Raw genomic sequence first — 24,646 nt, forward strand, 5'->3', positions numbered from 1 at the left:
GCGGCGGCGGCCCACACCCGGATCGCGGAGGGCCACGGGCCCCGTACGATCGGGAGGATGGCCGGTCGAAGGAGTGCGTCGCGAGCGGGGCTCTCCCTGGTGCTGCTGCTCGCCGCGCTCGTCGGCTGCGGCGGCCGGGCGGCGCCGGACACCGCGGACGCCGATGTGCGGCAGCTGCTCCAGCGGCGCGCGACCGCGGTCCTCGACCGTGACGAGGCGGGGTTCAGGGCCACCGGGGACGCGGCCGCCGCCGTGACCGGCTTCGCGAACCTGCGGGACGTGCCGCTGGCGTCCTGGTCCTACCGCCTGACCGGGCTGCACCGCTCCGGCGACAGCGCCACCGCCACCGCCGAACTGCGCTACCGCATCGAGGGCTACGACGCCGCGCCGGTCTCGGCCGACCGCGCCCTGCGGCTGACCCGCGCCGCCGGGGCCTGGCACATCGCCTCCGACGAACCCGCGGGCAAGGCGGCCGACCAGCTGTGGGACCAGGGGCCCGTGACGGCCGTACGGGGCGAGCACAGCCTCGTCCTCGGGGTCGGGCAGCCCCGCGAGCGGCTGCGTTCCTTCGCCGATCTCGCCGACCACGCCGTGCCCGCCGTGTCGGACGCCTGGGACACGGGCTGGGCGCGGCACGTCGTCGTCCTCGTACCGAAGTCGCTGGAGGCGATGGCCGGGCTGCTCGGGGCTCCGGCGTCCGGCTACCGGGGGATCGCGGCCGTGACCATCGGCGAGGTGGGGGAGGCGAACCCGGGGTCCCCCCGGCCGGAGACGGGCGGCGGGTCCGCGAAGGCGCCCGCGGACCGGATCATCGTCAACCCCGACGCGTACGGCGTCCTCGGGGACTTCGGCAAGCAGGTCGTGCTCACCCACGAGACCACGCACGTCGCCACCCGTGCCCGCACCACGGGCGCCACCCCGCTGTGGCTCTCCGAGGGGTACGCGGACTGGGTCGGCTACCGGAGCGGCGGGCGGGCGCCGCGCCGGGTGGCGCCGGAACTGGAGCGCGCCGTGTCCGGGGGGCACGTCCCGGCCGCGCTGCCCGACGACGCGGACTTCGGCTTCTCGGCGGACGCGGCCCGGCTGGCCCGGGCCTACGAGGGAGGCTGGATGGCCTGCCGGCTGATCGCCGACCACTGGGGCGAGGTCCGCCTGAACGACTTCTACCGGGCGGTGGGCGAGCACCGGGAGCGCGCGGGGGCGGTCGAGGGCGCGCTGCGGGACGTGCTGCACACCACGCCCCAGGAGTTCACCGAGCTGTGGCGGCAGTACCTCGAGGGTCAACTCGGCTGACGCGCCGGGCCGTTCACCCTTCGAGCCGGTCGACGGCCTCCGCGAGCCAGGTCCGCTCCGCCTCACCCGTCGCCCGCGCGACCCGCAGCATGCCCTGCCGGAACAGATCGCCCGCCTCCTCCGCGCGCACGGGCCTGCCGTCCCGGTAGAAGAAGCTCGCCGGAGTCCGCAGGAACTCCAGGCGGCGGCGCAGCACCGCCGCCTGTTCGCGGGGGTCGGCCAGGTGGCGCAGGAAGGCCAGCAGGGTGTTGAAGCGCGCCTGATCGGTGATCTCGGCCTGCTTGGGGTGGCGCAGCCGCTCCAGGAGGTCCTCGCGGCCCTTCCCGGTGAGCGACAGGACGCGCCGCGGGGCCGCGCCGCTGCCGGGCTCGGTGTGCTGGTCGAGCAGACCCGCGGTGGTCAGGCGGGTGATCGCCGGGTAGAGGGCGCCGTCGCTGACCGGGCGCACATGACCGCTGAGGGCCGTGATGCGCTCCTTCAGTTCGTAGCCGTGCAGGGGCTCCTCGTACAGGAAGCCCAGGATCGACAGTTCCAGCATCCGGCCCGCTCCTAGCTCGTGGTCCTCGCGGACCTCACCGTACGGCGCGCCCGCCGTACCGCCGCCCGCCCTCCCGTCCGTCGTGTCCGCGTGCTCCGTGCCGCCGGGCTCCAGGTACTCCGAACCTTCCTGCCCGCGGCCGCCCGCGGGTGCCCGTGGGCCTCGGGTGCGCCCAGGGCCCGCCGGTCCCCTGCGCATCGTCCGCACGACTGATCCCCGTGGTTCGTCCTTGCGGGCCCCGCTCACCCATGGTACCTCTTATCGAGTTACCTCTAAACGAGGTAACTCGATAAGAGGGAGCCCATGTGAACGCCCATCGCCGGCAGCTCATAGCGCTCGCCCGACCCGTCTACCTCTCGCTCCTCGCCTCCGTCGCCGCCGGAATCATCAACACGCTCTGGGTCTCCCGGCTCGGCGGCGACGCGGTGGCGGCCGTCGCCGTCGCGACCAACACCGAGAACGTGCTGCTCGGCGTCGCCCTGGTCTTCGCCTCCGGCACGACGGTCCTCGTCTCGCACGCCCGAGGAGCCCGCGATCCGGGCGCGGTCCGGGCGGCCGTACGCGGCGGGTGGGCGCTGTTCGCCGTGGTCGCCCCGGTGACCGCGCTCGGCGGCTACCTGCTGCGCGAGCCGCTGGCCCGGCTGGTGCTCGGCGGCGACGGGCGCGCGCCGGCCCTCGCGGTCCAGTACTTCGCGATCTCCCTGCCGGGCATCGCCGTCTTCTTCGCGCAGAACCTCGTCGACGGCATCCTGAAGGGCGCCGGCGACACCCGCACCCCGATGCGCCTCGCCCTGCTGGCCAACGGACTGATCCTCGGCCTCGACCCGTTCCTGATCCACGCGTACGGAGTCCGGGGGGCCGCCGTATCCACCGTGCTGTGCCGGTCGGTGGCGCTCGTCGCGGGTCTGCGCGCCCTGGGACGGAACGCCCTGCTGTCCGAGGCGTCCGGCGCGGTCCCCGCGCGCGGCACCGGCGCCGCGCTGCGCCGCACCCTCACGACCGGTCTGCCCATGTCCGCCGACTTCACGGTGAGGCAGGGCGGCGCGCTGGTCCTGGTCGCGATCGTGGCCCGGCTGGGCACGACGGCCGTGGCCGCGTACGCGATCGCCTACAAGGTCATGTACGTCGCCACCATGGCCTTCTACGCGGTCCGGCAGGCGGCCGCGATCCACACCGCGCACACCCGGGGCGCGGGCCGTGACGAACGCGGCGCGATCGGACGGCAGGCCGTCCTCGTCTCGGGGACCGTCGGCCTGCTCGCCGCGGTGCTCCTGGGCGCCCTGGCCCCCTGGATCATGCGGGCCTTCGGCGCCGGTCCCGCGGTCGGTCACGAGGGCGTGCTCTTCCTGCGCTGCGTCGGTCCCCACCTGCTGCTGGCGGCGTGCTTCATCGCGCTCGGCGGAGCCTTCGAGGGCAGCGGCGGAGCGCCCGTGCTGCTGCGGGTGACGCTGGTCGGCACGGCGGTCCAGCTCCCGCTCGCCCACGTCCTGTCCGGACTCGGGCTGCCCGGGATCTGCCTCGCCCTGGCGCTCTCCATGACGGTGCAGTGCGCCGCCCTGCGGCTGTGGGCCGGGCGGGCCGCGCGTCAGGAGGAGGCCAGGGTCTCCTTGGCACGGGCCGCCTGAGCCGGGAGGGTCCGCGCCGGGTCGGACACCGTGCCCCGCCACAGCTGCCGGGCGGCCAGCAGCGAGGCGATCACCAGCAGACCGTTGCGGACGGCCAGGAGGGTGATGCCGAGCCAGTCGCTGCCCACCACATTGCCGAAGTAGACCGGGAACTCCAGCACCGTCACGAAGCACGCGACCAGCACCAGGCCGGCGGGCACGGTCATCCGGCTCGCGCGAAAGCACACGCAGACCGCGGCGAGGCCGACCAGCCACACCAGGTACTGCGGGCTGATGACCCGGCTGGTGGCCGTGAACATCAGGGTGGCGACGAACGCGGCGTCGGCGAGCGTGTGGGTCAGGAACCGCTTGGCGCACAACCGCCACAGCAGCAGCCAGCCGAAGGCGAGCCCGGTCAGCACCAGGGCCACCGTGCTCACCACGTCGACGTACGGGCCGAGGAACTCCACCGAGCCGTAGTTGAGCAGCACCCGCCCGTTCCAGCCGTGGTGCCGGGCCACGTGGAAGACGAGGGCGCCGAGCGACTCCACCTCGGTGCCGCGGTCGCGCTGCGCCGTCAGGAACGTGAACGCGCCCGGCATCGTCACCCAGAACAGCAGCGCGATCCCGCCCGCCGCCACCGAGGCCCAGACCCAGGCGCGGCGCCGGACGGCGGCGACCAGCAGCAGCGCCGGCCACACCTTCACCATCGCGCCGAAGCCCACCAGCGCCCCCATCACCCGGGGGTGCCGGGCCCCGGCGAACAGCGCGGCCACCGCCACGGCCGTCACCATCAGGTCGTAGCGGGCGTACACGGTCGGCCCCAGCAGCGGGACCCCGACCACCCACATCCAGGTGCCCCGCCGTGTCATGCCGGAGCGTGAGCCCGCGTACAGGAACAGGGCCAGCACCACCAGGTCGGCGACGAACGCCAACACGAAGAAGGCGTGCGGGTAGTCGAGGAACGGCAGCAGGCCGGGGGAGAGGATCGCGAGGGCCGCGGCCGGCGGATACTGCCAGGTCACGTCGTTCTGCGGGAAGCTGCCGTGCCGCAGGGTCTCGTACCAGCCGTGGTAGATCACGGCGACGTCACTGGTGACGTCCGGACCGGGGAAGACGTACACCTTGGCCACGAAGAGCAGCAGTGCCAGTCTGGTCAGGCCCCAGACCCCCAGCAGTGCGACCGTGCCGAACGGGAACCTCGAACTCCGTGCCCCCGTCATGCCCACCTGGCCCTCTTCGTCCGGATGTCTGCGCGTCGCCGCCGCGCTGTTCGCGGAGTCATGGTGGCGCGCCGGTCTGTGTGCGAGCCGTCAAGCGCGGCCGTGCGGAGCTGTGAGTATAGATTCGATAGTGTCGAACACGATGCACAAGACCCTGATCGTGACGAACGACTTCCCGCCCCGCCCCGGCGGTATCCAGGCCTTTCTGCACAACATGGCGCTGCGCCTGGACCCCGGGGAACTCGTCGTCTACGCCTCTACGTGGAAGCGCGGCGCAGAAGGCGCCGAGGCGACCGCGGCGTTCGACGCCGAGCAGCCCTTCACCGTCGTACGGGACCGCACGACGATGCTGCTGCCGACCCCGGGCGCGACCCGGCGGGCAGTCGCGCTGCTGCGCGAACACGGCTGTACGTCGGTGTGGTTCGGGGCGGCGGCGCCGCTCGGCCTGATGGCACCGGCGCTGCGCAGGGCGGGCGCGCGACGCATCGTGGCGACCACGCACGGCCACGAGGCCGGCTGGGCCCAACTGCCCGCGGCCCGCACGCTCTTGCGCAGGATCGGCGAGTCCACCGACACGATCACCCATCTCGGGGAGTACACGCGCTCGCGCATCGCCTCCGCGCTGACCCCGGAGGCGGCCGCGCGCATGGTCCAGCTGCCGCCCGGCGTCGACGAGGGCACCTTCCACCCGGGCTCGGGCGGCGCCGAGGTCCGGGCCCGGCTCGGTCTCAGCGACCGGCCGGTCGTCGTCTGCGTGTCCCGGCTGGTGCCGCGCAAGGGCCAGGACACCCTCGTGCTCGCGATGCCGCGGATCCTGGCCAAGGAGCCGGAGGCGGTGCTGCTGATCGTCGGCGGCGGCCCGTACGAGAAGGAGCTGCGGAGACTCGCGCACGACACCGGGGTCGCAGGATCGGTCCGCTTCACCGGGGCGGTGCCCTGGTCGGAGCTGCCCGCGCACTACGGCGCCGGGGACGTCTTCGCCATGCCCTGCCGGACCCGCAGGGGCGGGCTGGACGTCGAGGGGCTCGGCATCGTGTACCTGGAGGCGTCGGCGACGGGCCTTCCGGTGGTGGCCGGCGACTCGGGCGGCGCGCCCGACGCGGTGCTCGACGGCGAGACGGGCTGGGTCGTACGCGGCGGCTCACCCGAGGACGCCGCCGACCGCATCGTCACCCTGCTCGGCGACCCCGAGCTGCGCCGACGGATGGGCGACCGGGGCCGGGCCTGGGTCGAGCAGAAATGGCGCTGGGACCTCCTCGCGGAACGCCTGCGCGAGCTGCTCTAGCGTCCCCGGGTTCGCCCACGGAGGTGCCACCCGCTGTCCCCGGACGCCTGCGCGCGGCCCGAGCCCGGCCGCCCGGTTCCCCACGTCCCGCGGACGGACGCGCCCGACGCCCGCCCGTCCGCCGCGCTCGGCGGACGCGCCCGCCAGGGCGCGCCCTGGCGGGCGCGGGGAACGGCGCGAGCAACCACGACGAACCTCCCGCCCGGGACGATCCCCCACCCCCACGGCGGAAGCCGGGCCTGCCACCGGGGACGGGGTCTGCCGCCCGGGACGAAGCCGGGTTCCCACGGTGGGAGCCGGGCCTGCCACCGGGGACGGGGTCTGCCGCCCGGGACGAAGCCTGGTTCCCACGGCGGGAGCCGGGCCTGCCGCTGGGGCGGGGCCTGCCCGCCCGGACCGGAGCCCGGTCCGGGCGGGCGCCGGGAACCCCACCCCGGGAACGGGGCGACGGTCCCCAGGGACGGAAACGGCTCGGCCCCCTCCACCGGAGGGGGCCGAGCCGTTGTTCCCGGCCGGGGTGGAACCCGGTCGCTCGGGCATCAGCCCCGATAAAGCGCCTCGATCTCGTCGGCGTAGTCCTTCGCGACCACGTTCCGCTTGAGCTTCAGGGACGGCGTGAGATGCCCCGACTCCTCGGTGAACTGGTGCGAGAGGACGCGGAACTTACGCACCGACTCGGCCTTGGACACCGCCGCGTTGCCGTCGTCGATCGCGTCCTGGATGGCGGCGAGCAGGTCGGCGTCCTCGCGCAGCGACACCGCGGTCGAGCCGGCCGGCTTCCCGTGCTCCGCCGCCCAGCGGCCCAGGAACTCCTCGTCGACGGTGACCAGCGCGCCGACGAAGGGGCGCCCGTCGCCGACCACCATGCACTCCGCGACCAGCGCGTGCGCGCGGATGCGGTCCTCGATCACGGCCGGGGCGACGTTCTTGCCGCCCGCGGTGACGATGATCTCCTTCTTGCGGCCGGTGATGCGGAGGTAGCCGTCCTCGTCGAGGGTGCCGATGTCACCGGTGTGGAACCAGCCGTCGGCCAGCGCCTCGGCGGTCGCGGCCTCGTTGTTCCAGTACTCCTTGAACAGGTGCTCGCCGTGCAGCAGCACCTCGCCGTCGTCCGCGATGCGGATCACGGAGCCGGGCAGCGGCTGGCCGACCGTGCCGATCTTCGTCCGGTCCCACGGGTTGAAGGCCGTGGCCGCGCAGGACTCGGTGAGGCCGTAGCCCTCCAGCACCGTGAAGCCGATGCCGCGGAAGAAGTGGCCGAGCCGTTCGCCCAGCGGGGCGCCGCCCGAGATCGCGTACTCGCCGCGACCGCCGAGTACCGCGCGCAGCTTGCTGTAGACGAGCTTGTCGAACGTCTTGTACTTGATCTTCAGGCCGAGCGAGGGGCCCGAGGGCGTGTCCAGCGCGCGGCTGTACGCGATCGCCGTGTCCGCGGCCTTGTCGAAGATCTTGCCCTTGCCGTCCGCCTGCGCCTTGGCACGCGCCGAGTTGTAGACCTTCTCGAAGACGCGCGGCACACCGAGGATCAGCGTCGGCCGGAACGAGGCCAGCTCGTCGGTGAGGTTCTTGATGTCCGGGACACAGCCCAGCTTGATCGGCGCCATCATCGGCGCGACCTGCACGAGCCGCCCGAAGACGTGCGCGAGGGGGAGGAACAGCAGGACGGAACACTCGCCGGTACGGAACAGCGGGCGCAGCCGCTCCACGATGTTGCCGCACTCCGCGAAGAAGGCGCGGTGGGTCAGGACACAGCCCTTGGGGCGGCCCGTCGTCCCGGACGTGTAGACGATGGTCGCCGGGTCGTCCGCCTTGGCGAGCGAGCTGCGCTCGTCGACGGCGGCGTCGCTGACGTCCTGGCCCAGGCGTCCCAGTTCCTCGACGCCGCCGGCCTCGATCTGCCAGACGTGCTCGAGAGCGGGCAGCCGGTCGCGCACCGACTCGACGGAGGCCGCGTGCGCGGGCAGTTCCACGATGCAGGCGGTCGCGCCGGAGTCGCCGAGGATCCACTGCACCTGCTCGGGCGAGCTGGTCTCGTACACCGGCACGGTGACGGCGCCGGCGCTCCAGATCGCGAAGTCGAGCAGCGTCCACTCGTAGCGGGTACGGGACATCAGGGCGACCCGGTCACCGGGCCGCACGCCCGAGGCGATCAGGCCCTTGGCCGCCGACCGCACTTCGGCGAGGAAGGTGGTGGCGCTGACGTCCGTCCACGTGCCGCCCACCTTGCGAGCGATGACGGCCACGTCGGGATGCTGCGCGGCGTTTCTCCGGACGATATCCGTGAGATTTCCGTCCGCAGGGACCTCGTACAAAGCCGGAAGGCTGAACTCGCGCAAGACTGCTGCTCCTCATAGGGCGCCGGCGCCACGACTCTGTGTGATGCGACGGTGCGGTCCAAGGCTCGGGCAGTACTCAAGTGATCACTTGTTGAAATCATGAGTACGACTGGACTGCCCGGACGTTACCCGTCGGTATGGCTTCTTCGACAGGGGGTCCCGGCGAGATGTTCTATGCGTCACACGTGTTGGCGTTCCTTCGCGCACAGTAGTCCACGCCTTTCCGCACTAGCCAGTATCCGCAGGTCCGGCCGCCTCTGTTCACGTCTGGCGCACAGGCCTACGCTTGATCGTCATGGCATCCACACCGGTCGGTCATCCGAGGACGCGCGTTCATGTGGTCAGTGACGTGCACGGCAACGCGCGCGACCTGGCCCGGGCCGGCGACGGCGCCGACGCGCTGGTCTGCCTCGGTGACCTGGTCCTCTTCCTCGACTACGCCGACCACGCGCGCGGCATCTTCCCGGACCTGTTCGGCGTGGAGAACGCCGACCGCATCGTCGAGTTGCGCACCGCCCGCCGCTTCGAGGAGGCGCGCGCGTTCGGCGCCCGGCTGTGGGCGGGCATCGGCACCGACCGGGCCGCCGCCATCGAGAAGGCGGTGCGCAAGCAGTACGCCGAGATGTTCGCCGCGTTCCCCGCACCGACGTACGCGACCTACGGCAATGTCGACATGCCGGCCCTGTGGCCGGAGTACGCCGGACCCGGCACCACCGTTCTGGACGGCGAGCGGGTCGAGATCGGCGGCCGCGTCTTCGGCTTCGTCGGCGGGGGACTGCGCACACCGATGCGGACGCCGTACGAGATCAGCGACGAGGAGTACGCGGCCAAGATCGAGGCGGTCGGTGAGGTCGACGTCCTGTGCACGCACATTCCGCCGGAGGTGCCGGAGCTGGTCTACGACACCGTGGCGCGCCGCTTCGAGCGCGGTTCGCGCGCGCTGCTGGACGCGATCCGGCGCACGCGCCCCCGGTACGCGCTTTTCGGTCACGTTCACCAGCCCCTCGTCGGCCGGATGCGCGTCGGGGCCACGGAATGCGTGAACGTGGGCCATTTCGCGAGCTCGGGCCGGCCCTGGGTGCTGGAGTGGTGAACGGGTCGCGGTGACGGACGCCAGGTGGGGTGACAGCGCCCACGGTCGTGCGCGGTAGCCTTCACGCTGCACACACGTGCGCACCGACCTCCCTCACCGGACCGCATCTGGAGGAGCCACCGCGATGGCGGAACACACCAGTTCGAGCATCACGATCGAGGCGGCACCGGCTGACGTCATGGCGGTGATCGCCGACTTCGCCCGCTACCCGGACTGGACGGGTGAGGTGAAGGAGGCCGAGGTCCTGAAGGCGGACGAGCTCGGCCGTGCCGAGCAGGTCCGTCTCGTCATGGACGCCGGCGCCATCAAGGACGACCAGACCCTCGGGTACACCTGGACCGGAGACCTCGAGGTCTCCTGGACGCTGGTCAAGTCCCAGATGCTCCGCTCCCTGGACGGCTCCTACATCCTGGAGCCCGCGGGCGACGGCGGCACCGAGGTCACCTACCGGCTGACCGTCGACGTCAAGATCCCCATGCTCGGCATGATCAAGCGCAAGGCCGAGAAGGTCATCATCGACCGGGCCCTGGCCGGCCTGAAGAAGCGCGTCGAGGAAACGGTCTAGCCACCCCCGGACGCCCGCCCCCGCACCCCGGGGCGCGGCCGTTCCCCGGACCCCGGCCCACCCCGCCGATCCCGCACCCGGGTACCACCTCACCCCACCGAGCCCCGGAGCCCACCCCGCACCCCGGGCCTCGCCCCCTCCACCGCGCCGCCCACCCCTCACCCCGTGGCCCGACCACTCCCCGGGGGCGCGCGCCCCGCCCCGTCGAGCCCCCGGAGCCCCTCCCACTCCTCGCAGGGCACAACACCTTCTCGCCCCCGCCGCCCCTCCGACCCGGACCCCGCTCCTCAAACGCCGGAGGGGCTGAATCCTGCCCAGGGCGAAGGCCGAAAGCCGAATCACACCCGCGGTCGGCGGCGCACGGGAGGGGAGGTGCCGGTACATCACATGCCCGTCGCCACCGACGGCCACGTCTCGGCCAACGGCGACGGGCGGATGTACCGGCACCTCCCCTCCCCACCCACCGACCCCGAGCCGGACCCGCACCAGCCCCGAGCCGACCCCGAGCCGGACCAGAACCCGAAAACCGTCGAGGCCACCGCACCGGTAGCGTTCACCCCCATGCGCACCATCCTGATCACCGGCCAAGGCGGCACAGGCCGTACCACCGTCGCCGCGGCCACCGCGCTGAAGGCGGCCCGCGAGGGCACCCGCACGCTGGTGCTCACCGCCGACCGCACGGACACCCTCGGCGCCGTCCTCGGCGTCCGCACCGGCCCGGACCCCGTCGAGGCCGCCCCCGGCCTCACCGCCTGGCGCCCCGACGCGGCCGCCCGCTTCCGCGACGACCTCACCGCGTTCCAGCGGCGCGCCACCACCGCCCTCGACCTGCTCGGCGCCTCCCGTCTGGACGCCGAGGAAGTGACCCCGCTGCCCGGCGCCGAGGAACTCGCCCTGCTGCGAGCCCTGCGCGACGCCGCGCTCTCCGAGAAGTACGGCCTGCTGGTCGTGGACCTTCCGCCGGCGCCCCAGGCGCTGGCCCTGCTCGCCCTGCCCGAGGAGCTCCGCCGCTACCTGCGCCGCCTGCTTCCGCCGGAACGCCAGGCCGCCCGCGCCCTGCGCCCCGTCCTCGGCCGGCTCGCGGGCGTGCCCATGCCCGCGGAGTGGCTGTACGAGACGGCCGGGCGCTGGGACCTGGAACTCGCCGCCGTGCAGGCCGTCGTCGAGGACCGCGCCACGACCGTACGGCTGGTCGCCGAGCCCGGACCGGCCGGCACCGACGCCGTCCGCACCGCCGCACTCGCCCTCGCCCTGCACGGACTGACCGTCGACGGCCTGATCGCGAGCCGGGTGCTGCCCGCCGCCGGCGACGACACCTGGCTGGCGGGACTCGCGGCCCAGCAGCGCAAGGCACTGGAGGAATGGCAGGGATCGTTCGACCTGCACGAGGTCCCGCACCGCGGCCACGACCCGCGCGGCACCGACGACCTCGCAGCCCTCCCGGTACCCGGCGTCAACACCGCGCCCACCCCCGTCGAGTGGCCCGTCACCGACCACCTCGCCGACGACGGTGTGCTCGTCTGGCACATTCCGCTGCCCGGCGCGATACGCGACGAGCTCGACCTCATCCGGCGCGGCGACGAACTCGTCGTCACCGTGGGGCAGTTCCGCAGGATCGTCCCGCTCCCCTCCGCGCTGCGCCGCTGCACGGTGGCGGGCGCCGCACTGCGCGAGGGCGAACTGCGCGTCCGCTTCGTGCCCGACCCCGGCCTGTGGCCGCGCGACAGGTGACGGGGTCACGATTCGGGGCGCCTGACGGGGTGAAGAGCATTCCCCCGTTCGGGTAACGTCGAAGGCACGAAAACGTAGGCAGGAGTCCGCCATGAGCGAAGAGCGCCCCACATCCGACGCCGCTCAGGAGGAGACGGCCGACGAGGTGCCCGTCGAGGAGAAGCGCGCCACCGACGACGACGCCTGGGCGACCGCCTGCGCGGAGGACCTCGCGGAGGAGAAGGCCCGCCGCCGCTCCCGGAACGCCCCGCCGCCGGGCTCGGCCGCCGAGGAACTGCGCAAACTCGTCGACGCCGTCGCCGACAAGCTCTCCGGCCTCCAGTCGCCCCTGTTCGGCGCGGTCGCGGGCGGCGCCGCCCAGCAGGTGGTCAGCCAGGTCGTGCAGCAGGCCAAGGCCGCCGTGGAGCCGGTGCTGGAGCGCAACCCGGAGGTCTTCGACCACCTCGCGGCCGCGGGCTCCGAACTGCTCGCCGCCTACCGCTCGGCCGTCGAGAACCAGGAGAGCCGCTGGACCGCGCGGGGCTCCGGTTCCCCGGAACAGGAATCCGGTCCGGGCGAACACATCGACTTGGACTAATCGCCCCTCGGGTACGGTTGGCCGTAGCGGGGCTACACCGAAACTGAGGGATTCATGGGACTCACCATCGGCGTCGATATCGGCGGCACGAAGATCGCGGCCGGTGTGGTCGACGAGGAAGGCAACATCCTCTCGACCCACAAGGTGCCGACCCCGACCACGTCGCAGGCGATCATCGACGCCATCGCCTCGGCCGTGGAGGGCGCGCGCGCCGGTCACGACATCGTGGGCGTCGGCATCGGTGCCGCCGGATACGTGAACCGCCAGCGCTCGACGGTCTACTTCGCGCCGAACATCGACTGGCGCAACGAACCGCTCAAGGCCGAGGTCGAGCAGCGTGTCGGCCTGCCGGTCGTCGTGGAGAACGACGCCAACGCGGCCGCCTGGGGCGAATACAAGTTCGGCGCGGGCAAGGGTCACCGCAACGTCATCTGCATCACCCTGGGCACGGGCCTCGGCGGCGGCATCATCATCGGCAACAAGCTGCGCCGCGGCCACTTCGGCGTGGCCGCCGAGTTCGGCCACATCCGGATGGTGCCGGACGGGCTGCTGTGCGGCTGCGGCTCGCAGGGCTGCTGGGAGCAGTACGCCTCCGGGCGCGCCCTCGTCCGCTACGCCAAGCAGCGGGCCAACGCGACCCCGGAAGCCGCGGAGGTCCTGCTGGGCCTCGGTGACGGCACCCCGGACGGCATCGAGGGCAAGCACATCTCCATGGCCGCCCGTCAGGGCGACCACGTCGCGGTGGACTCCTACCGCGAGCTGGCCCGCTGGGCCGGCGCGGGTCTGGCCGACCTCGCCTCGCTCTTCGACCCGTCCGCCTTCATCGTCGGCGGCGGTCTCTCGGACGAGGGGGAGCTGGTCCTCGACCCGATCCGCAAGTCGTACAAGCGCTGGCTGGTGGGCGGCAACTGGCGTCCGGTCGCCGATGTGATCGCCGCGCAGCTGGGCAACAAGGCGGGTCTCGTCGGAGCGGCGGACCTCGCCAGGGAGCCCGACCCGATCATGTAGCGCACGCGCCCTGTCGCACGGCAGCGCCCGCCGCACCCCCACGGGGACGGCGGGCGCCGCCGTATCCCGCCTCACCCGATCGAGTGGCCGCCGGCCCACGGGCCACCCGGCTTCAGCGCGTGGGCGTCTTTGCCCCGCCCCGGGGGCCGCCGACGCGTATCTTGACCGCCATGCCGACCAGCCCTTCCGCCAGTCCGCTGCCCGCGTCCCGTACCGAATCCGACGGTTCGGCCGTCGTCCGCGTGCTGAGCTACAACATCCGCTCGATGCGCGACGACACCACCGCGCTCGCCCGGGTCATCAGCGCCTGCGCACCGGACCTCGTCCTCGTCCAGGAGGCGCCGCGCTTCTTCCGCTGGCGCAAGAAGCTCGCGCGCCTCGCGGCCGCCTCCGGCCAGGTGATCCTGTCCGGTGGCGCCACCGCCTCCGGCCCCGCCCTGCTGTGCACCCTGCGGGCCACCGTGGAGCGCACCGAGGACGTGCTGCTCCCGCTCACCCCCGGCCGGCACCGACGCGGCTTCGCCACGGCGGTCGTCCGCTTCGGGGGTGCCCGGCTCGGTGTGCTGAGCTGCCATCTGTCGCTCCACAAGGACGAGCGCTACGAGCAGGGCGGCATGCTCCTCGACCGGCTCGCCGGCATGGGCACCCCGTACGCCGTCGCGGGCGGCGACCTCAACGAACACCCGACCGGACCGACCTTCCGACGCCTCGCGGACCCGCTCCAGGACGGCTGGGCGACCCGCCCCTGGGGCGCGGAGCACACCTGGACGCGGACGGGCCCCGCCCGGCGGATCGACGCGATCTTCGCCACGCCCGGCATCGAGGTGCTGGGCTGCGGGGTGCCGCTCGGCCTGCCCGGCGTCACCGACGGGGACCTGGGCGCGGCCACGGACCACCTGCCCGTGCTCGCGGCCCTCAGAGTCCCCGCGTCCTAGGCCCTGTGGTCACCTTCCCGCCTGCCCTCCGGGCGACGACGGGAGGGTGACGACAGGACCCAGCGCCGCCGCGGGCGCCCGACGGGCCCTACGGCGGGACCGGCGAGGCCGGGGGAGGACCGGCGCGTGCTCGCCTCCGGCCCGGGGCCGCGGCCCGGGGGCGGGGCCGCCCGGCACGGCCCAGCCGTCGGCGGCCTGGCGCGCCGGGCGGTCAGACCACCGCGCCGCGTCCCGGGTCGTCCAGGTCCTCGTCGTCGTCCTTCATGCGCGACACCAGGGTGGCGAAGCCGCCGAGGAAGCCGCCGATGCCGAGGGTGGTGAGCCACCACGTCATGTCCCAGCCGAGCAGCACGGCGAGCAGCAGCAGGGCGGGGCCGCCCAGAACGCCGAGCCAGGCGAACTTGGCGGTCGTGTCCGCGGCGGGCAGCGGAGGAGGCTCCGGGGGGACGAAGTGGCCCTCGTCGTCCCCGTCGAAGTCGTCGTCCCCGGGCTCGGGCGTCCGGTAGTCGCGCGGGCCGCCGACACCCGGTGCGAAGGAGATCGAGCTGCCGAGGGGCTTGGCGGCGGGCCGGTCGACGGCGGTCTCCGGGTCGGGCACGGTGCCCGTCGCAGCCGGGGCGTCACCCGCTCCGTCCGTGCCGTCCTCCTGGACGCTCCGGGTGTCCTCGGAGGTCCTGCCACCGGTTCCGGGGCCCGCGTCGCTCCCGGGCTCCGGGAGCTCCAGGTCCTCCACCGGCCGATACGGCCTCGCGCCGGGCGGGTCCGGCGGTTCCTGGCCGTAGCCCTCGACGATCGACTGCCAGGCGGCGTCCTCGTCGAAGGGCACGCTCTGCTCGTCGCCGAGCGGCTCCCCGCGGGCATCGGCCGGCGACTCCGCACGGGACTCCCCGAGCCCCTTGCCGAGGCTCCCGTCGAGCGGCTCGCCCACGGGCACGCCCTTCTCCTCGGAATCGCCGCGTTCCGCGTCGTGCTCAGCCACCGGCTGCCGTCCCTTCCTGCCGACCCACCCGACCCGCGTCGGCCTCCTTGCCGGCGCCGGGCGCGAGCCGGGTGACGAAGGAGTAGCTCTCCTCGAAGATCCGGTCCGCGTCGTGGTCCAACGTCGCGACGTGGTAGCTCTGTTCCAGCACGATCTCCGTCACGTCCGTGGACGACACCCGGGCGAGGACGCGCGCCGAGTCGGCGGGGGAGACCACATGGTCCTGAAGGCTGTGCAGCAGCAGGAGCGGCTGGGTGACCTGCGGCAGCTCCGCGTCGACGACCCCGCACAGCTTCCGCATCGAGTGCGCGGCGTGCAGGGGCACCCGGGCGTAGCCGAGCTCCTCGGAGCCCTCCTTCGCGATGTCGCTCGCGATGCCCTTCGTCGACGGAACGAGGTGGCGGAGCACCGGCAGTGCGTGCGCGGCGAGGCCGTGCACCTTGTTCAGCGGATTGACGACCACGAGGCCGCTGATCTCGTCGCCGTGCCTGGCGGCCAGCCGCAGGGCCAGCGCACCGCCCATGGAGAGCCCGAGGACGAAGACCCGCGAACACCGCTCGCGCAGGGCGCGCAGTTCGCGGTCCAGTTCCGCGTACCAGTCCTGCCAGCCGGTGAGCTGCATGTCCTGCCAGCGGGTGCCGTGCCCCGGTAGCAGGGGCAGCGCGACGGTGAGACCGCGCTCGGCGAGGTACTCCGCCCAGGGGCGCAGCGACTGCGGGGAGCCGGTGAAACCGTGGCAGAGGAGGACGCCGACGTCTCCGCCCTCGTGGCGGAACGGCTCGGCTCCAGGAAGGACCGGCACCTCGGTCTCCTGTTCATGAGATGGGCGGAAGCGACTCCGGGTGTCTTTCACCGTACGCGACGGTACTGACACCGACCAGGGTCGTCGGCTCCTTCGACGGCGCTCCGGGTTAAGGTCTGATTCACGACTCAGGAGGCACTCGGGTGATCTACGGCGCAATGAAGTTTTCCATCGGAGGGCCACTGAAGCTCGCCTTCAGGCCCTGGGTGGAAGGCCTCGAGAACATCCCCGCCGAGGGCCCGGCCATTCTGGCGAGCAATCACCTCTCGTTCTCGGACTCGTTCTTCCTTCCCACGATGCTCGACCGCAAGGTGACCTTCATCGCGAAGGCCGAGTACTTCACGACGCCCGGCGTCAAGGGCCGGATGACCGCCGCCTTCTTCAAGGGCGTCGGGCAGCTCCCGGTGGACCGTTCCGGCGCGCGCGGCGCGGGCGAGGCGGCCATCAAGAGCGGCATCGACGTGATCGAGCGCGGTGAGCTGTTCGGCATCTACCCGGAGGGCACCCGTTCGCCCGACGGCCGGCTGTACCGGGGCAAGCCCGGTGGCCTCGCGCGCGTGGCCCTCGCCACCGGCGCGCCCGTCATCCCCGTGGCGATGATCGACACCGAGAAGATCCAGCCGCCGGGCAAGGTGATGCCCAAGCTGCTGCGTCCGGGCATCCGGATCGGCAAGCCGCTGGACTTCAGCCGCTACAGCGGGATGGACCACGACCGGTTCGTGCTCCGCGCGGTGACCGACGAGGTCATGTACGAGATCATGAAGCTCTCCGGCCAGGAGTACGTCGACATCTACGCGACGGCCGCCAAGCGGCAGATCGCGGACGCGGCGAAGGCGGAGAAGGCCGAGCGGGAAGCGGCGCGGGCGGCGCGGGCGGCGGCCGGGGAAGCACCGGCCGACGGGGAACGTTCCGGCTCCTAGAAGCGTCCTCAGGACGTCGGCAGGGTTGGGGTGGGGGACATGGCCAGGCGCGAGAGAGTCATGAGGATGTCGGTCGAGCAGCCGCTGTGGCGCGCGCTGTCCGGGTACCGCGTCCTGACCGTGCTGTACGCGATCGGGCTCTTCGCCACCACGTACGACGAGTTCGTGCGCCCGTGGGTGGCCGTCGCCTACTTCGCGTTCCTGTTCGTCTGGACGCTGGCGACCCTCCCGCGGGTCGCCGGAGCGGTCCACTGCACCAAGCGGTTCCTGGCCGCGGACCTCACCGTGGCGCTGGTCGGCATCCTGCTGACCCGCGTCGCCGACGCGAGTTCGCGCATCGAGTCGGGCGGTCCGACGCTGCCGTCGATATGGACCGCGGGCGCCGTCCTCGCCTTCGCCATCAAGGGAGGCTGGCGGTGGGCGGCCTTCGCCTCCACGCTCGTCGCCGCGGCGAACCTCGTCGAGCGCGGCGCCCCGACCCGCGACACCGTGCACAACGTGATCCTCGTCTGGGTCGCCTCCATCGCGATCGGCTACGTCGTCGAGGTGGCCCGCGCCTCCGAGCGCACCCTCGCCCGTGCCCTGGAGATCGAGGCCGCCACCCGTGAGCGCGAGCGGCTCGCCCGCGACATCCACGACGGCGTGCTCCAGGTCCTCGCCATGGTGCAGCGGCGCGGCAGCGCGCTCGGCGGCGAGGCGGCCGAGCTGGGCCGCCTCGCCGGAGAGCAGGAGGTCGCGCTGCGCAGCCTGGTGTCGGGCGGTCTCGTACCCGTCTCGCGGGTGTCGGAGGACGCCGCGCTGGGCGCCCTCGTCCGGGCCGTCGACGAACCCGACGACGAGGACCCGGCCGAGGCCGTCGATCTGCGCGCCCTGGTCGCTCCGTACGCCACCGCGCGGGTGACCCTCTCCGAGCCGGGCGCTCCGGTGCCGCTGGCCCCGGCCGCGGCACGGGAACTGGCCGCGGCCGTGGGCGCCGCCCTGGACAATGTCCGCAGGCACGTGGGCGCGGACGCGCGCGCGTGGATCCTCGTGGAGGACGAACCGGACGCGGTGATCGTGACGGTGCGCGACGACGGCCCCGGCATCCCCGAGGGGCGGCTGGCGCAGGCCGAGGGCGAGGGGCGGCTGGGAGTCGCCCTGTCGATCCGTGGCAGGCTGCGCGAACTGGGCGGCACGGCCGAGCTGATCTCGGTCCCCGGGCAGGGCACGGAGGTCGAGCTGAAGGTGCCGAAGGACGCACGGGGGAAGGCGAAGGCGCGATGACGAAGGAGACGGTACGGCGATGACGGACGGCGGGACGACAGTGGCGGAGCCCCGGAGGGGCGAGGGCCCCATCAGGGTCATGGTGGTGGACGACCACCCCATGTGGCGCGACGCCGTGGCCCGTGACCTGGCGGCCGCCGGGTTCGACGTGGTCGCCACCGCGGGCGACGGCGAGCAGGCCGTGCGCCGCGCCCTGGCGGTGTCGCCCGACGTCCTCGTCCTCGACCTGAACCTGCCCGCCAAGCCCGGTGTCCAGGTCTGCAAGGAGCTGGTCGGCGCCGACCGGGCCCCGCGTGTCCTGGTCCTGTCGGCCAGCGGTGAGCACGCCGACGTGCTGGAGGCGGTGAAGTCCGGCGCGACCGGCTACCTCCTGAAGTCGGCGTCCGCGGAGGAACTGACCGACGCGGTGCGCCGGACGGCCGTCGGCGACCCGGTGTTCACCCCGGGCCTCGCGGGCCTGGTCCTCGGCGAGTACCGCCGGCTGGCCTCCGAGCCGGGCACCGCCACGGGCGCCGGCGAGCAGCGGGCCCCGCAGCTGACCGACCGCGAGACCGAGGTGCTCCGCCTGGTCGCCAAGGGGCTCAGCTACAAGCAGATCGCCGAGCGTCTGGTCATCTCCCACCGCACGGTCCAGAACCACGTGCAGAACACCCTGGGCAAACTCCAGCTGCACAACCGGGTCGAGCTGGTCCGCTACGCCATCGAGCGCGGACTGGACGAGGGCTGACCGGCGCGGATGCCGCCCTTCGGGTGACCGGTTCGGTCAACCGCCTGACAATTCACCGGAATAGACCTTCCGCGCCATGCCGAAGTGACCTGGATCACTATTAGCGTGAGTCCGACAGCCAACCGTGGCGAAGGGACTTTCCATGCGGGTCGGAGTACTGACCGGAGGCGGCGACTGCCCCGGGCTCAACGCCGTCATCCGGGGCATCGTCCGCAAGGGCGTGCAGGAGTACGGCTATGACTTCGTCGGTTACAAGGACGGCTGGCGGGGTCCGCTGGAAGGCGACACCGTCCGGCTCGACATCCCCGCCGTGCGCGGCATCCTGCCGCGCGGCGGCACCATCCTCGGTTCCTCGCGCACCAACCCCCTCAAGCAGGAGAACGGCATCCGCCGGATCAAGGAGAACCTCGCCAAGCAGGAGGTCGACGCGCTCATCGCGATCGGCGGCGAGGACACCCTGGGCGTCGCCGCGCGGCTCGGCGACGAGTACGGCATCAGCATCATCGGCGTACCGAAGACCATCGACAACGACCTCTCCGCCACCGACTACACCTTCGGATTCGACACGGCGGTCGGCATCGCGACCGAGGCGATCGACCGCCTCCACACCACCGCCGAGTCCCACATGCGCGTCCTCGTCTGTGAGGTGATGGGCCGCCACGCGGGCTGGATCGCCCTCCACTCGGGCCTGGCCGGCGGCGCGAACGTCATCCTCATCCCCGAGCAGCGTTTCGACGTCGACCAGGTCTGCGCCTGGGTGACCTCGCGCTTCAAGGCGTCGTACGCGCCGATCGTGGTCGTCGCCGAGGGCGCCATGCCCAAGGACGGCGACATGGTCCTCAAGGACGGCACGCTGGACTCCTTCGGACATGTCCGGCTCTCCGGTGTCGGCGAGTGGCTGGCCAAGGAGATCGAGCGGCGCACCGGCAAGGAGGCGCGCACCACCGTCCTCGGACACGTCCAGCGCGGCGGCACGCCCAGCGCCTTCGACCGCTGGCTCGCCACCCGTTTCGGCCTGCACGCCATCGAGGCCGTCCGCGACGGCGACTTCGGGAAGATGGTGGCCCTGCGCGGCACGGACATCGTCCGCGTCCCGATCTCCGAGGCCACCGCCAGGCTGAAGACGGTCGACCCGTCGCTCTACGAGGAGGTCGGCGTCTTCTTCGGCTGACGGCGGCGTCCCTGCGACCCGGGGGTACGGGCCGTAAGATGCGGTCTGTACCCCCCACAGCGGGAGAAACCGGTGGAGATCCTGGCGTTCGGCGTCCAGTCCGACGAGAAGCCCCTGATCGAGAAGGCCTTCGCCGGACGGCACGAGGTCCGCTGCCTCGACGTCTTCCTCACCGAGGACACCGCCGCCATCGCGGCCGGCCACGAGGCCGTCTCCACCAGCGTCAACTGCGGACTGGGACACCGCGTCCTGCAGACCCTGGCGGCCGGCGGAACCCAGCTCGTCGTCCAGCGCTCCACCGGGTTCAACAACATCGACCTCGAGGTGGCCGAGCGCCTCGGCATGACCGTCGCCCGGGTGTCGTCCTACTCGCCCCACTCGGTCGCCGAGTTCGCCTGGACCCTCGGCATGGCCGTCAACCGCCGTATCGTGCGCGCCGCCAACCGCACCCGCGACTTCGACTTCCGCCTCGACGGGCTGATGGGCCGCGACATGCACGGCCGCACCGCGGGCGTCCTCGGCACCGGGAAGATCGGTGAGGCCTTCACCCGGATCGCCCACGGCTTCGGCATGAGGCTGCTCGGCTGGGACGTCGCCGAGAACCCCGCCTGCGTCGAACTCGGCATGGAGTACGTCTCCAAGGAGCGTCTCCTCGCCGAGTCCGACCTGGTCACCCTGCACGTCCCGCTGATGCCGGAGACCCGGCACCTCGTCGACGCCGAAGCCCTGCGCACGATGAAGAACGACGCGATCCTGGTGAACTCCAGCCGCGGCGGCCTCATCGACAGCCGGGCCCTCGTCGACCAGCTGCGCGAGGGCCGCTTCACGGGCGTGGGCCTCGACGTGTACGAGGCGGAGGCCGGGCTGTTCTTCCTCGACAAGTCCCTGGAGACCGTCGAGGACGACACCCTGGCCCGCCTGGTCACCTTCCCGAACGTCCTCGTCACCTCGCACCAGGCGTACTACACGACCGACGCCGTCGGCCAGATCGTCGACGCCACGGTCCGGAACGTCCTCGACTACACCGAGGGCCGCCGCTCGGAGAACGTGCTCGTGCCCCGCAGCTGAGCGGTCAGCTCCCGCACGACCGCCGTGCCGTTCAGCGTCAGCACCGACTCCGGGTGGAACTGCACGCCCGCGAAACCGGGACCGCGCAGCGCGTGCACCTCGCCGTCCGCCGAGCGGCTGACCTCGACGCCGTGCGCCGACAGCTCCACCCGCTCCTCCTCGCCGCAGCGCGCCACGAAGCTGTTGTAGAACCCGACGGTCTCGGCCCGCCCGAAGAGGTCGATCCGGGTCTGCGCGCCCTGGTACGGCACGTCCTTGCGGACGATCTCCAGCCCCAGTTCGGCCGCGATCAGCTCGTGCCCCAGGCAGACACCGAGGACGCCGTGCCGGTGTCCCCGGAGCACCTCGCCGGTCAGCGCCCGCAGGAAACGCATCTTGGGGTCCGCCGGATCGGAGGGGTCACCGGGACCGGGGCCGAGGACCACCGGCCCCTCGTGCGCGAGGACCGCCTCCCGCAGCCCCGGCTCGTCGTAGCGGCGCACGCTCACCTCGAGCCCGGACGAGCGCAGCAGGTGCGCCAGCATCGCGGTGAAGGTGTCCTCGGCGTCCACGACCAGCGCGTGGCCCGTGAGCTCCGGGGACCGCTCCTGCATCCGCAGCCAGAACGGCGCCAGCGAGGCCCGCCGCCCGTCCAGCGCCGCCCGCACCCGCGGATCGTCGCCCAGCCCGGGCCGGGCGCCGTCCGGGCGCGGCGCACCCGGAAGCGCCCCCAGCGCCGCCAGCACACCCGCCGCCTTGGCGTGGGTCTCGGCGACCTCACCCGCCGGATCCGATCCCCGCACGAGGGTGGCGCCGACCGGCACCCGCAGCCGTCCGTCCGCGTCGATGTCGGCGGTACGGATGAGGATCGGGGAGTCGAGTGTCTGCGCCCCCGGCCCGCCGTCCGGCCCGTCCGCCCGCTGCCGCCCGACCAGCGCCAGCGCACCCGCGTAATAGCCGCGCCCGACGCCGTCCCGCCCGAGGGGCTCGTAGCGCTCGATGACCCGGCAGGCGTTCTGCACGGGCGAGCCGGTGACGGTCGCCGCGAACATGGTCTCCCGCAGCACGTCCCGCACGTCCAGCGAGGAGCGGCCCCGCAACTCGTACTCGGTGTGCGCGAGATGGGCCATCTCCTTGAGCCGCGGCCCGATCACCACCCCGCCCATGTCACCGACCGTGCACATCATCTTGAGCTCCTCGTCGACGACCATCGACAGCTCCTCGATCTCCTTGCCGTCGGCGAGGAACGCGAGCAGGTCCTCCGGCGTCGGCCCCCCGGCCGGATAGCGGTACGTCCCGCTGATCGGGTTCATGACGACCGTCCCGGCGGACATCCGGACGTGCACCTCCGGACTCGCCCCGACCAGCGTCCGCTCCCCGGTGTGCACGACGAACGTCCAGTACGCGCCCCGCTCGCCGGTCAGCAGCCGTCGGAACAGCGCCAGCGCGTCGGCCCGCCCGAACCCCGGGATCCGGCCCTCGTACGTCCGCCGGATCACGAAGTTGGCGCCCTCGCCGCGCCCGATCTCCTCGCGCAGCACCCGCCCGACGATCTCGGCGTACTCCTCGTCGCCGACGTCGAAGCCGCCGCCCTCGACCCGCACCGCGTGCGACGGCAGCTGGGCCAGCGCCTGGTCCAGCGGCAGTTCGTGACGCTCCTCGGGGATGAGCACCGAGAGTGGGGTGCCGTCGTCGCGGACGTCGAAACCGCGCTCACGGATCTGCCGGAACGGGATCAGCGCGAGGGCCTCGTCGGGGATGTCGGCGAGGCGTTCCACCTCGCGCACCGGCCCCCGCAGCAGCTCCACCACCTCGTGGTCGCGGCCCGGAGTGCGGCGGCGCAGCAGGGCGAAGGGACGGGGATCGTCCAGCAGGTCGAGCAGATTCATCGGTGCGGTCCTTCTCTCGAATCGTGCAGTTCGGAGAGGAACGACCCGGGTCCGCGAACACCGAAGGCCGCCCCTCGGGCGGCCTTCGCGAAGTCGTGGCTACGCGCAGTCAGTGGGCCGCCGGATGAGCGGTCCACCAACAGTTCTGGTTCGAATGCGCGAGCATGCGCCGCACCCTACCCGACGGCGAAGGGCGGGCAACAGCGTGAACCGTTCCCGCGTGGCGTTCCGAGCGCACGGCCACCGGCCATGGATGGCCAGACGGACCGAACCCACCGAGAAGCGAGAACCATGCGCACAGTTCGTTCGCCCCAGCCCCGCCGGACCGCCGGCCGCGCCCTGACCACGTTCCTCACGACCGCGGCCCTCACGACCGCCGCCCTCGCCGCGGGGCCGCTCGGCTCCGCGAGCTCCGCCCCCCTCACCACCGACTCCGAGGACCTGACCCGCATCGACTACCGCGGCCACGTCTTCACCGTCCCCGACTCCTGGCCGATCGTCGACCTCAAGAAACATCCCGACACCTGTGTCCGCTTCGACCGGCACGCCGTCTACCTCGGCAGCCCGGGCGTCCACCAGAACTGCCCGGCCCGCGCCAGCGGACGGACCGAGGCCCTCCTGATCCAGCCCGCTCCCACCGCTCCCAAAGCCGTCACCGAGAACCCGACGGCCCGCACCTACCGGGCCACCGGCGACCGCATCGTCGTCACCGCCGCCTACGGATACGACCGGAGCCGCATCCAGGACGTCCTGCGCAGCGCCGGGCTGCCCGTCGCCACCGCACGGGTCGAGGCTCCCGTGAAACGGCCCGCGGCGGCCATGCTGCCCGCCGACGCGACCTCCTACCGCGGGGAGGGCTTCGACGCCTGCACCGCCCCGAGCCAGTCGGCGATGGACGCCTGGCGCGACCACTCCGTCTACGGCGCCATCGGTGTCTACATCGGCGGGATCAACCGCGCCTGCGCCCAGCAGCACCTCACCGCCGGCTGGGTCCGCACCCAGTACGCGCGCGGCTGGCGGTTCTTCCCGCTCTACGTCGGCCGGCAGCCGTCCTCCGACGGGGGCAGCTGCGGAGGCGGCTGCGCGGCGATCACCAGCCCGGTCTCGCAGGGCATCGCGGCCGCCGACGACGCCGTCAAGCAGGCCGCCGCGCTCGGCTTCGGCAAGGGCACGGTCATCTACGACGACCTGGAGCACTACGAGTCCGGCGGAAAGGTCACCGACCAGGTCCTCACCTACGTCGACGCCTACACCGAGCGCCTGCACGCGCTGGGCTACCGCTCCGGCGCGTACGGCAACACCTCGTCCCTGGTCGCCGACCTGGTCGCCAACCGGAACGAGGTCACCCTGCCCGACGTGCTCCACTTCGCCCGCTGGAACCGGGTGTCGAGCACGTCCGACGCGTCGATCCCCTCGACGATGTGGTCCAAGCACAAGCGCATCCACCAGTACGTGGGCGACACGACCGAGACGCACGGCGGCGTGAAGATCTCCATCGACCGCGACCGGCTCGACGTGGACTAGGGCGGGTCCCGGCCCCTTCTCCGCTCCGGACGGCCGGGCGCCGTGCCGTACGGCCGCCCGGAGCGGTGCCGATCGAGCGGGGTTCGTCTCAATTGATGAGCATGTGAAGGGACGTCCGACACGACCCCGTAATGTG

At 72.8% G+C, this 24,646-nt stretch carries 22 protein-coding genes; 15 read left to right on the plus strand and 7 right to left on the minus strand.

The window, feature by feature from the left end:
- Nucleotides 1-57: 57 nt before the first annotated feature.
- The gene (locus ACFYW7_RS04460) at nt 58-1,293 is read left to right on the plus strand and encodes a hypothetical protein (protein ID WP_389497704.1); all 1,236 of its coding nucleotides are present in this window, start codon (nt 58-60) and stop codon (nt 1,291-1,293) included.
- 13 nt (nt 1,294-1,306) lie between these two features.
- Here ACFYW7_RS04460 and ACFYW7_RS04465 read toward each other — a convergent pair whose 3' ends face one another.
- Entirely contained in the window at nt 1,307-1,831 is a 525-nt protein-coding gene (locus tag ACFYW7_RS04465; protein ID WP_389497706.1) for a PadR family transcriptional regulator, read from the minus strand.
- A 305-nt stretch (nt 1,832-2,136) separates the two neighbouring features.
- On the opposite strand from ACFYW7_RS04465, the gene ACFYW7_RS04470 reads away from it, so the two are divergent.
- On the plus strand, nt 2,137-3,456 hold the full coding sequence (locus ACFYW7_RS04470; RefSeq protein ID WP_389497708.1) for an MATE family efflux transporter: 1,320 nt from the start codon (nt 2,137-2,139) through the stop codon (nt 3,454-3,456).
- Here ACFYW7_RS04470 and ACFYW7_RS04475 read toward each other — a convergent pair.
- Entirely contained in the window at nt 3,417-4,658 is a 1,242-nt protein-coding gene (locus ACFYW7_RS04475; RefSeq protein WP_389497710.1) for a glycosyltransferase 87 family protein, read from the minus strand. The two genes, ACFYW7_RS04470 and ACFYW7_RS04475, sit on opposite strands and share 40 nt — an antisense overlap.
- Nucleotides 4,659-4,800: 142 nt before the next feature.
- On the opposite strand from ACFYW7_RS04475, the gene ACFYW7_RS04480 reads away from it, so the two are divergent.
- Entirely contained in the window at nt 4,801-5,943 is a 1,143-nt protein-coding gene (locus ACFYW7_RS04480; protein ID WP_389498574.1) for a glycosyltransferase family 4 protein, read from the plus strand.
- Nucleotides 5,944-6,482: 539 nt separating this feature from the next.
- Here ACFYW7_RS04480 and ACFYW7_RS04485 read toward each other — a convergent pair.
- Nucleotides 6,483-8,279 carry an AMP-dependent synthetase/ligase gene (locus ACFYW7_RS04485; RefSeq protein WP_389497712.1) on the minus strand — a complete coding sequence of 599 codons (1,797 nt, stop codon included), beginning with the start codon at nt 8,277-8,279 and terminating at the stop codon, nt 6,483-6,485.
- Nucleotides 8,280-8,574: 295 nt separating this feature from the next.
- On the opposite strand from ACFYW7_RS04485, the gene ACFYW7_RS04490 reads away from it, so the two are divergent.
- From ACFYW7_RS04490 to ACFYW7_RS04515, 6 genes are all read left to right on the plus strand, one after another.
- On the plus strand, nt 8,575-9,372 hold the full coding sequence (locus ACFYW7_RS04490; RefSeq protein ID WP_389497714.1) for a metallophosphoesterase: 798 nt from the start codon (nt 8,575-8,577) through the stop codon (nt 9,370-9,372).
- A 124-nt stretch (nt 9,373-9,496) separates the two neighbouring features.
- Nucleotides 9,497-9,937 carry an SRPBCC family protein gene (locus ACFYW7_RS04495; RefSeq protein ID WP_389497716.1) on the plus strand — a complete coding sequence of 147 codons (441 nt, stop codon included), beginning with the start codon at nt 9,497-9,499 and terminating at the stop codon, nt 9,935-9,937.
- Nucleotides 9,938-10,498: 561 nt separating this feature from the next.
- Nucleotides 10,499-11,668, plus strand: a complete 1,170-nt coding sequence (locus tag ACFYW7_RS04500; protein ID WP_389498576.1) for an ArsA family ATPase — start codon at nt 10,499-10,501, stop codon at nt 11,666-11,668.
- A gap of 91 nt (nt 11,669-11,759) precedes the next feature.
- A complete protein-coding gene (locus ACFYW7_RS04505) occupies nt 11,760-12,245 on the plus strand; it encodes a DUF5304 domain-containing protein (protein ID WP_389497718.1) in 486 nt (161 codons plus the stop codon).
- A 54-nt stretch (nt 12,246-12,299) separates the two neighbouring features.
- Complete coding sequence (locus ACFYW7_RS04510) at nt 12,300-13,253, plus strand: ROK family glucokinase (protein ID WP_266757842.1); 954 nt, start codon at nt 12,300-12,302, stop codon at nt 13,251-13,253.
- A 170-nt stretch (nt 13,254-13,423) separates the two neighbouring features.
- Nucleotides 13,424-14,188 (plus strand): endonuclease/exonuclease/phosphatase family protein, encoded by a 765-nt coding sequence (locus ACFYW7_RS04515; protein WP_389497720.1) that lies wholly within the window; start codon nt 13,424-13,426, stop codon nt 14,186-14,188.
- Nucleotides 14,189-14,399: 211 nt separating this feature from the next.
- Here ACFYW7_RS04515 and ACFYW7_RS04520 read toward each other — a convergent pair whose 3' ends face one another.
- Both ACFYW7_RS04520 and ACFYW7_RS04525 read right to left on the minus strand, forming a co-directional pair.
- Nucleotides 14,400-15,167, minus strand: a complete 768-nt coding sequence (locus ACFYW7_RS04520) for a hypothetical protein (RefSeq protein ID WP_389497722.1) — start codon at nt 15,165-15,167, stop codon at nt 14,400-14,402.
- Nucleotides 15,160-15,969 (minus strand): alpha/beta hydrolase, encoded by an 810-nt coding sequence (locus tag ACFYW7_RS04525; RefSeq protein ID WP_389497724.1) that lies wholly within the window; start codon nt 15,967-15,969, stop codon nt 15,160-15,162. The genes ACFYW7_RS04520 and ACFYW7_RS04525 overlap by 8 nt, the downstream gene beginning before the upstream one ends.
- A 146-nt stretch (nt 15,970-16,115) precedes the next feature.
- On the opposite strand from ACFYW7_RS04525, the gene ACFYW7_RS04530 reads away from it, so the two are divergent.
- From ACFYW7_RS04530 to ACFYW7_RS04550, 5 genes are all read left to right on the plus strand, one after another.
- On the plus strand, nt 16,116-16,889 hold the full coding sequence (locus tag ACFYW7_RS04530) for a lysophospholipid acyltransferase family protein (RefSeq protein WP_389498578.1): 774 nt from the start codon (nt 16,116-16,118) through the stop codon (nt 16,887-16,889).
- A 39-nt stretch (nt 16,890-16,928) separates the two neighbouring features.
- Nucleotides 16,929-18,152: a MacS family sensor histidine kinase gene (gene macS, locus ACFYW7_RS04535; protein ID WP_389497726.1), complete on the plus strand. Its 1,224-nt coding sequence runs from the start codon at nt 16,929-16,931 to the stop codon at nt 18,150-18,152.
- Nucleotides 18,153-18,171: 19 nt separating this feature from the next.
- Entirely contained in the window at nt 18,172-18,879 is a 708-nt protein-coding gene (locus ACFYW7_RS04540) for a response regulator (RefSeq protein ID WP_389497728.1), read from the plus strand.
- 142 nt (nt 18,880-19,021) lie between these two features.
- Entirely contained in the window at nt 19,022-20,050 is a 1,029-nt protein-coding gene (locus tag ACFYW7_RS04545) for a 6-phosphofructokinase (RefSeq protein WP_389497730.1), read from the plus strand.
- A gap of 72 nt (nt 20,051-20,122) precedes the next feature.
- Nucleotides 20,123-21,118 carry a 2-hydroxyacid dehydrogenase gene (locus tag ACFYW7_RS04550; protein WP_389497732.1) on the plus strand — a complete coding sequence of 332 codons (996 nt, stop codon included), beginning with the start codon at nt 20,123-20,125 and terminating at the stop codon, nt 21,116-21,118.
- Here ACFYW7_RS04550 and ACFYW7_RS04555 read toward each other — a convergent pair.
- Both ACFYW7_RS04555 and ACFYW7_RS04560 read right to left on the minus strand, forming a co-directional pair.
- On the minus strand, nt 21,070-22,986 hold the full coding sequence (locus tag ACFYW7_RS04555; protein ID WP_389497733.1) for an anthranilate synthase family protein: 1,917 nt from the start codon (nt 22,984-22,986) through the stop codon (nt 21,070-21,072). The two genes, ACFYW7_RS04550 and ACFYW7_RS04555, sit on opposite strands and share 49 nt — an antisense overlap.
- Before the next feature lie 109 nt (nt 22,987-23,095).
- Nucleotides 23,096-23,152: a trp operon leader peptide gene (locus ACFYW7_RS04560; protein ID WP_389498580.1), complete on the minus strand. Its 57-nt coding sequence runs from the start codon at nt 23,150-23,152 to the stop codon at nt 23,096-23,098.
- A gap of 125 nt (nt 23,153-23,277) precedes the next feature.
- Here ACFYW7_RS04560 and ACFYW7_RS04565 point away from each other — a divergent pair, with 125 nt between their 5' ends.
- Nucleotides 23,278-24,510 (plus strand): glycoside hydrolase domain-containing protein, encoded by a 1,233-nt coding sequence (locus ACFYW7_RS04565; protein ID WP_389497735.1) that lies wholly within the window; start codon nt 23,278-23,280, stop codon nt 24,508-24,510.
- Nucleotides 24,511-24,646: the final 136 nt, after the last annotated feature.

Origin of the sequence: Streptomyces sp. NPDC002580 (assembly GCF_042889485.1) — a bacterium.
GTDB lineage: Bacteria > Actinomycetota > Actinomycetes > Streptomycetales > Streptomycetaceae > Streptomyces.

Excerpts from the sequence above, each read along its gene's own strand:
- ACFYW7_RS04565 (WP_389497735.1), top strand. The coding sequence starts at position 23,278 with ATGCGCACAGTTCGTTCGCCCCAGCCCCGCCGGACCGCCGGCCGCGCC.
- ACFYW7_RS04480 (WP_389498574.1), top strand. The coding sequence starts at position 4,801 with ATGCACAAGACCCTGATCGTGACGAACGACTTCCCGCCCCGCCCCGGC.
- ACFYW7_RS04515 (WP_389497720.1), top strand. The coding sequence starts at position 13,424 with ATGCCGACCAGCCCTTCCGCCAGTCCGCTGCCCGCGTCCCGTACCGAA.
- ACFYW7_RS04495 (WP_389497716.1), top strand. The coding sequence starts at position 9,497 with ATGGCGGAACACACCAGTTCGAGCATCACGATCGAGGCGGCACCGGCT.
- ACFYW7_RS04510 (WP_266757842.1), top strand. The coding sequence starts at position 12,300 with ATGGGACTCACCATCGGCGTCGATATCGGCGGCACGAAGATCGCGGCC.
- macS (WP_389497726.1), top strand. The coding sequence starts at position 16,929 with ATGGCCAGGCGCGAGAGAGTCATGAGGATGTCGGTCGAGCAGCCGCTG.
- ACFYW7_RS04500 (WP_389498576.1), top strand. The coding sequence starts at position 10,499 with ATGCGCACCATCCTGATCACCGGCCAAGGCGGCACAGGCCGTACCACC.
- ACFYW7_RS04460 (WP_389497704.1), top strand. The coding sequence starts at position 58 with ATGGCCGGTCGAAGGAGTGCGTCGCGAGCGGGGCTCTCCCTGGTGCTG.
- ACFYW7_RS04555 (WP_389497733.1), bottom strand. The coding sequence starts at position 22,986 with ATGAATCTGCTCGACCTGCTGGACGATCCCCGTCCCTTCGCCCTGCTG.
- ACFYW7_RS04490 (WP_389497714.1), top strand. The coding sequence starts at position 8,575 with ATGGCATCCACACCGGTCGGTCATCCGAGGACGCGCGTTCATGTGGTC.
- ACFYW7_RS04465 (WP_389497706.1), bottom strand. The coding sequence starts at position 1,831 with ATGCTGGAACTGTCGATCCTGGGCTTCCTGTACGAGGAGCCCCTGCAC.
- ACFYW7_RS04505 (WP_389497718.1), top strand. The coding sequence starts at position 11,760 with ATGAGCGAAGAGCGCCCCACATCCGACGCCGCTCAGGAGGAGACGGCC.
- ACFYW7_RS04545 (WP_389497730.1), top strand. The coding sequence starts at position 19,022 with ATGCGGGTCGGAGTACTGACCGGAGGCGGCGACTGCCCCGGGCTCAAC.
- ACFYW7_RS04475 (WP_389497710.1), bottom strand. The coding sequence starts at position 4,658 with ATGACGGGGGCACGGAGTTCGAGGTTCCCGTTCGGCACGGTCGCACTG.
- ACFYW7_RS04540 (WP_389497728.1), top strand. The coding sequence starts at position 18,172 with ATGACGGACGGCGGGACGACAGTGGCGGAGCCCCGGAGGGGCGAGGGC.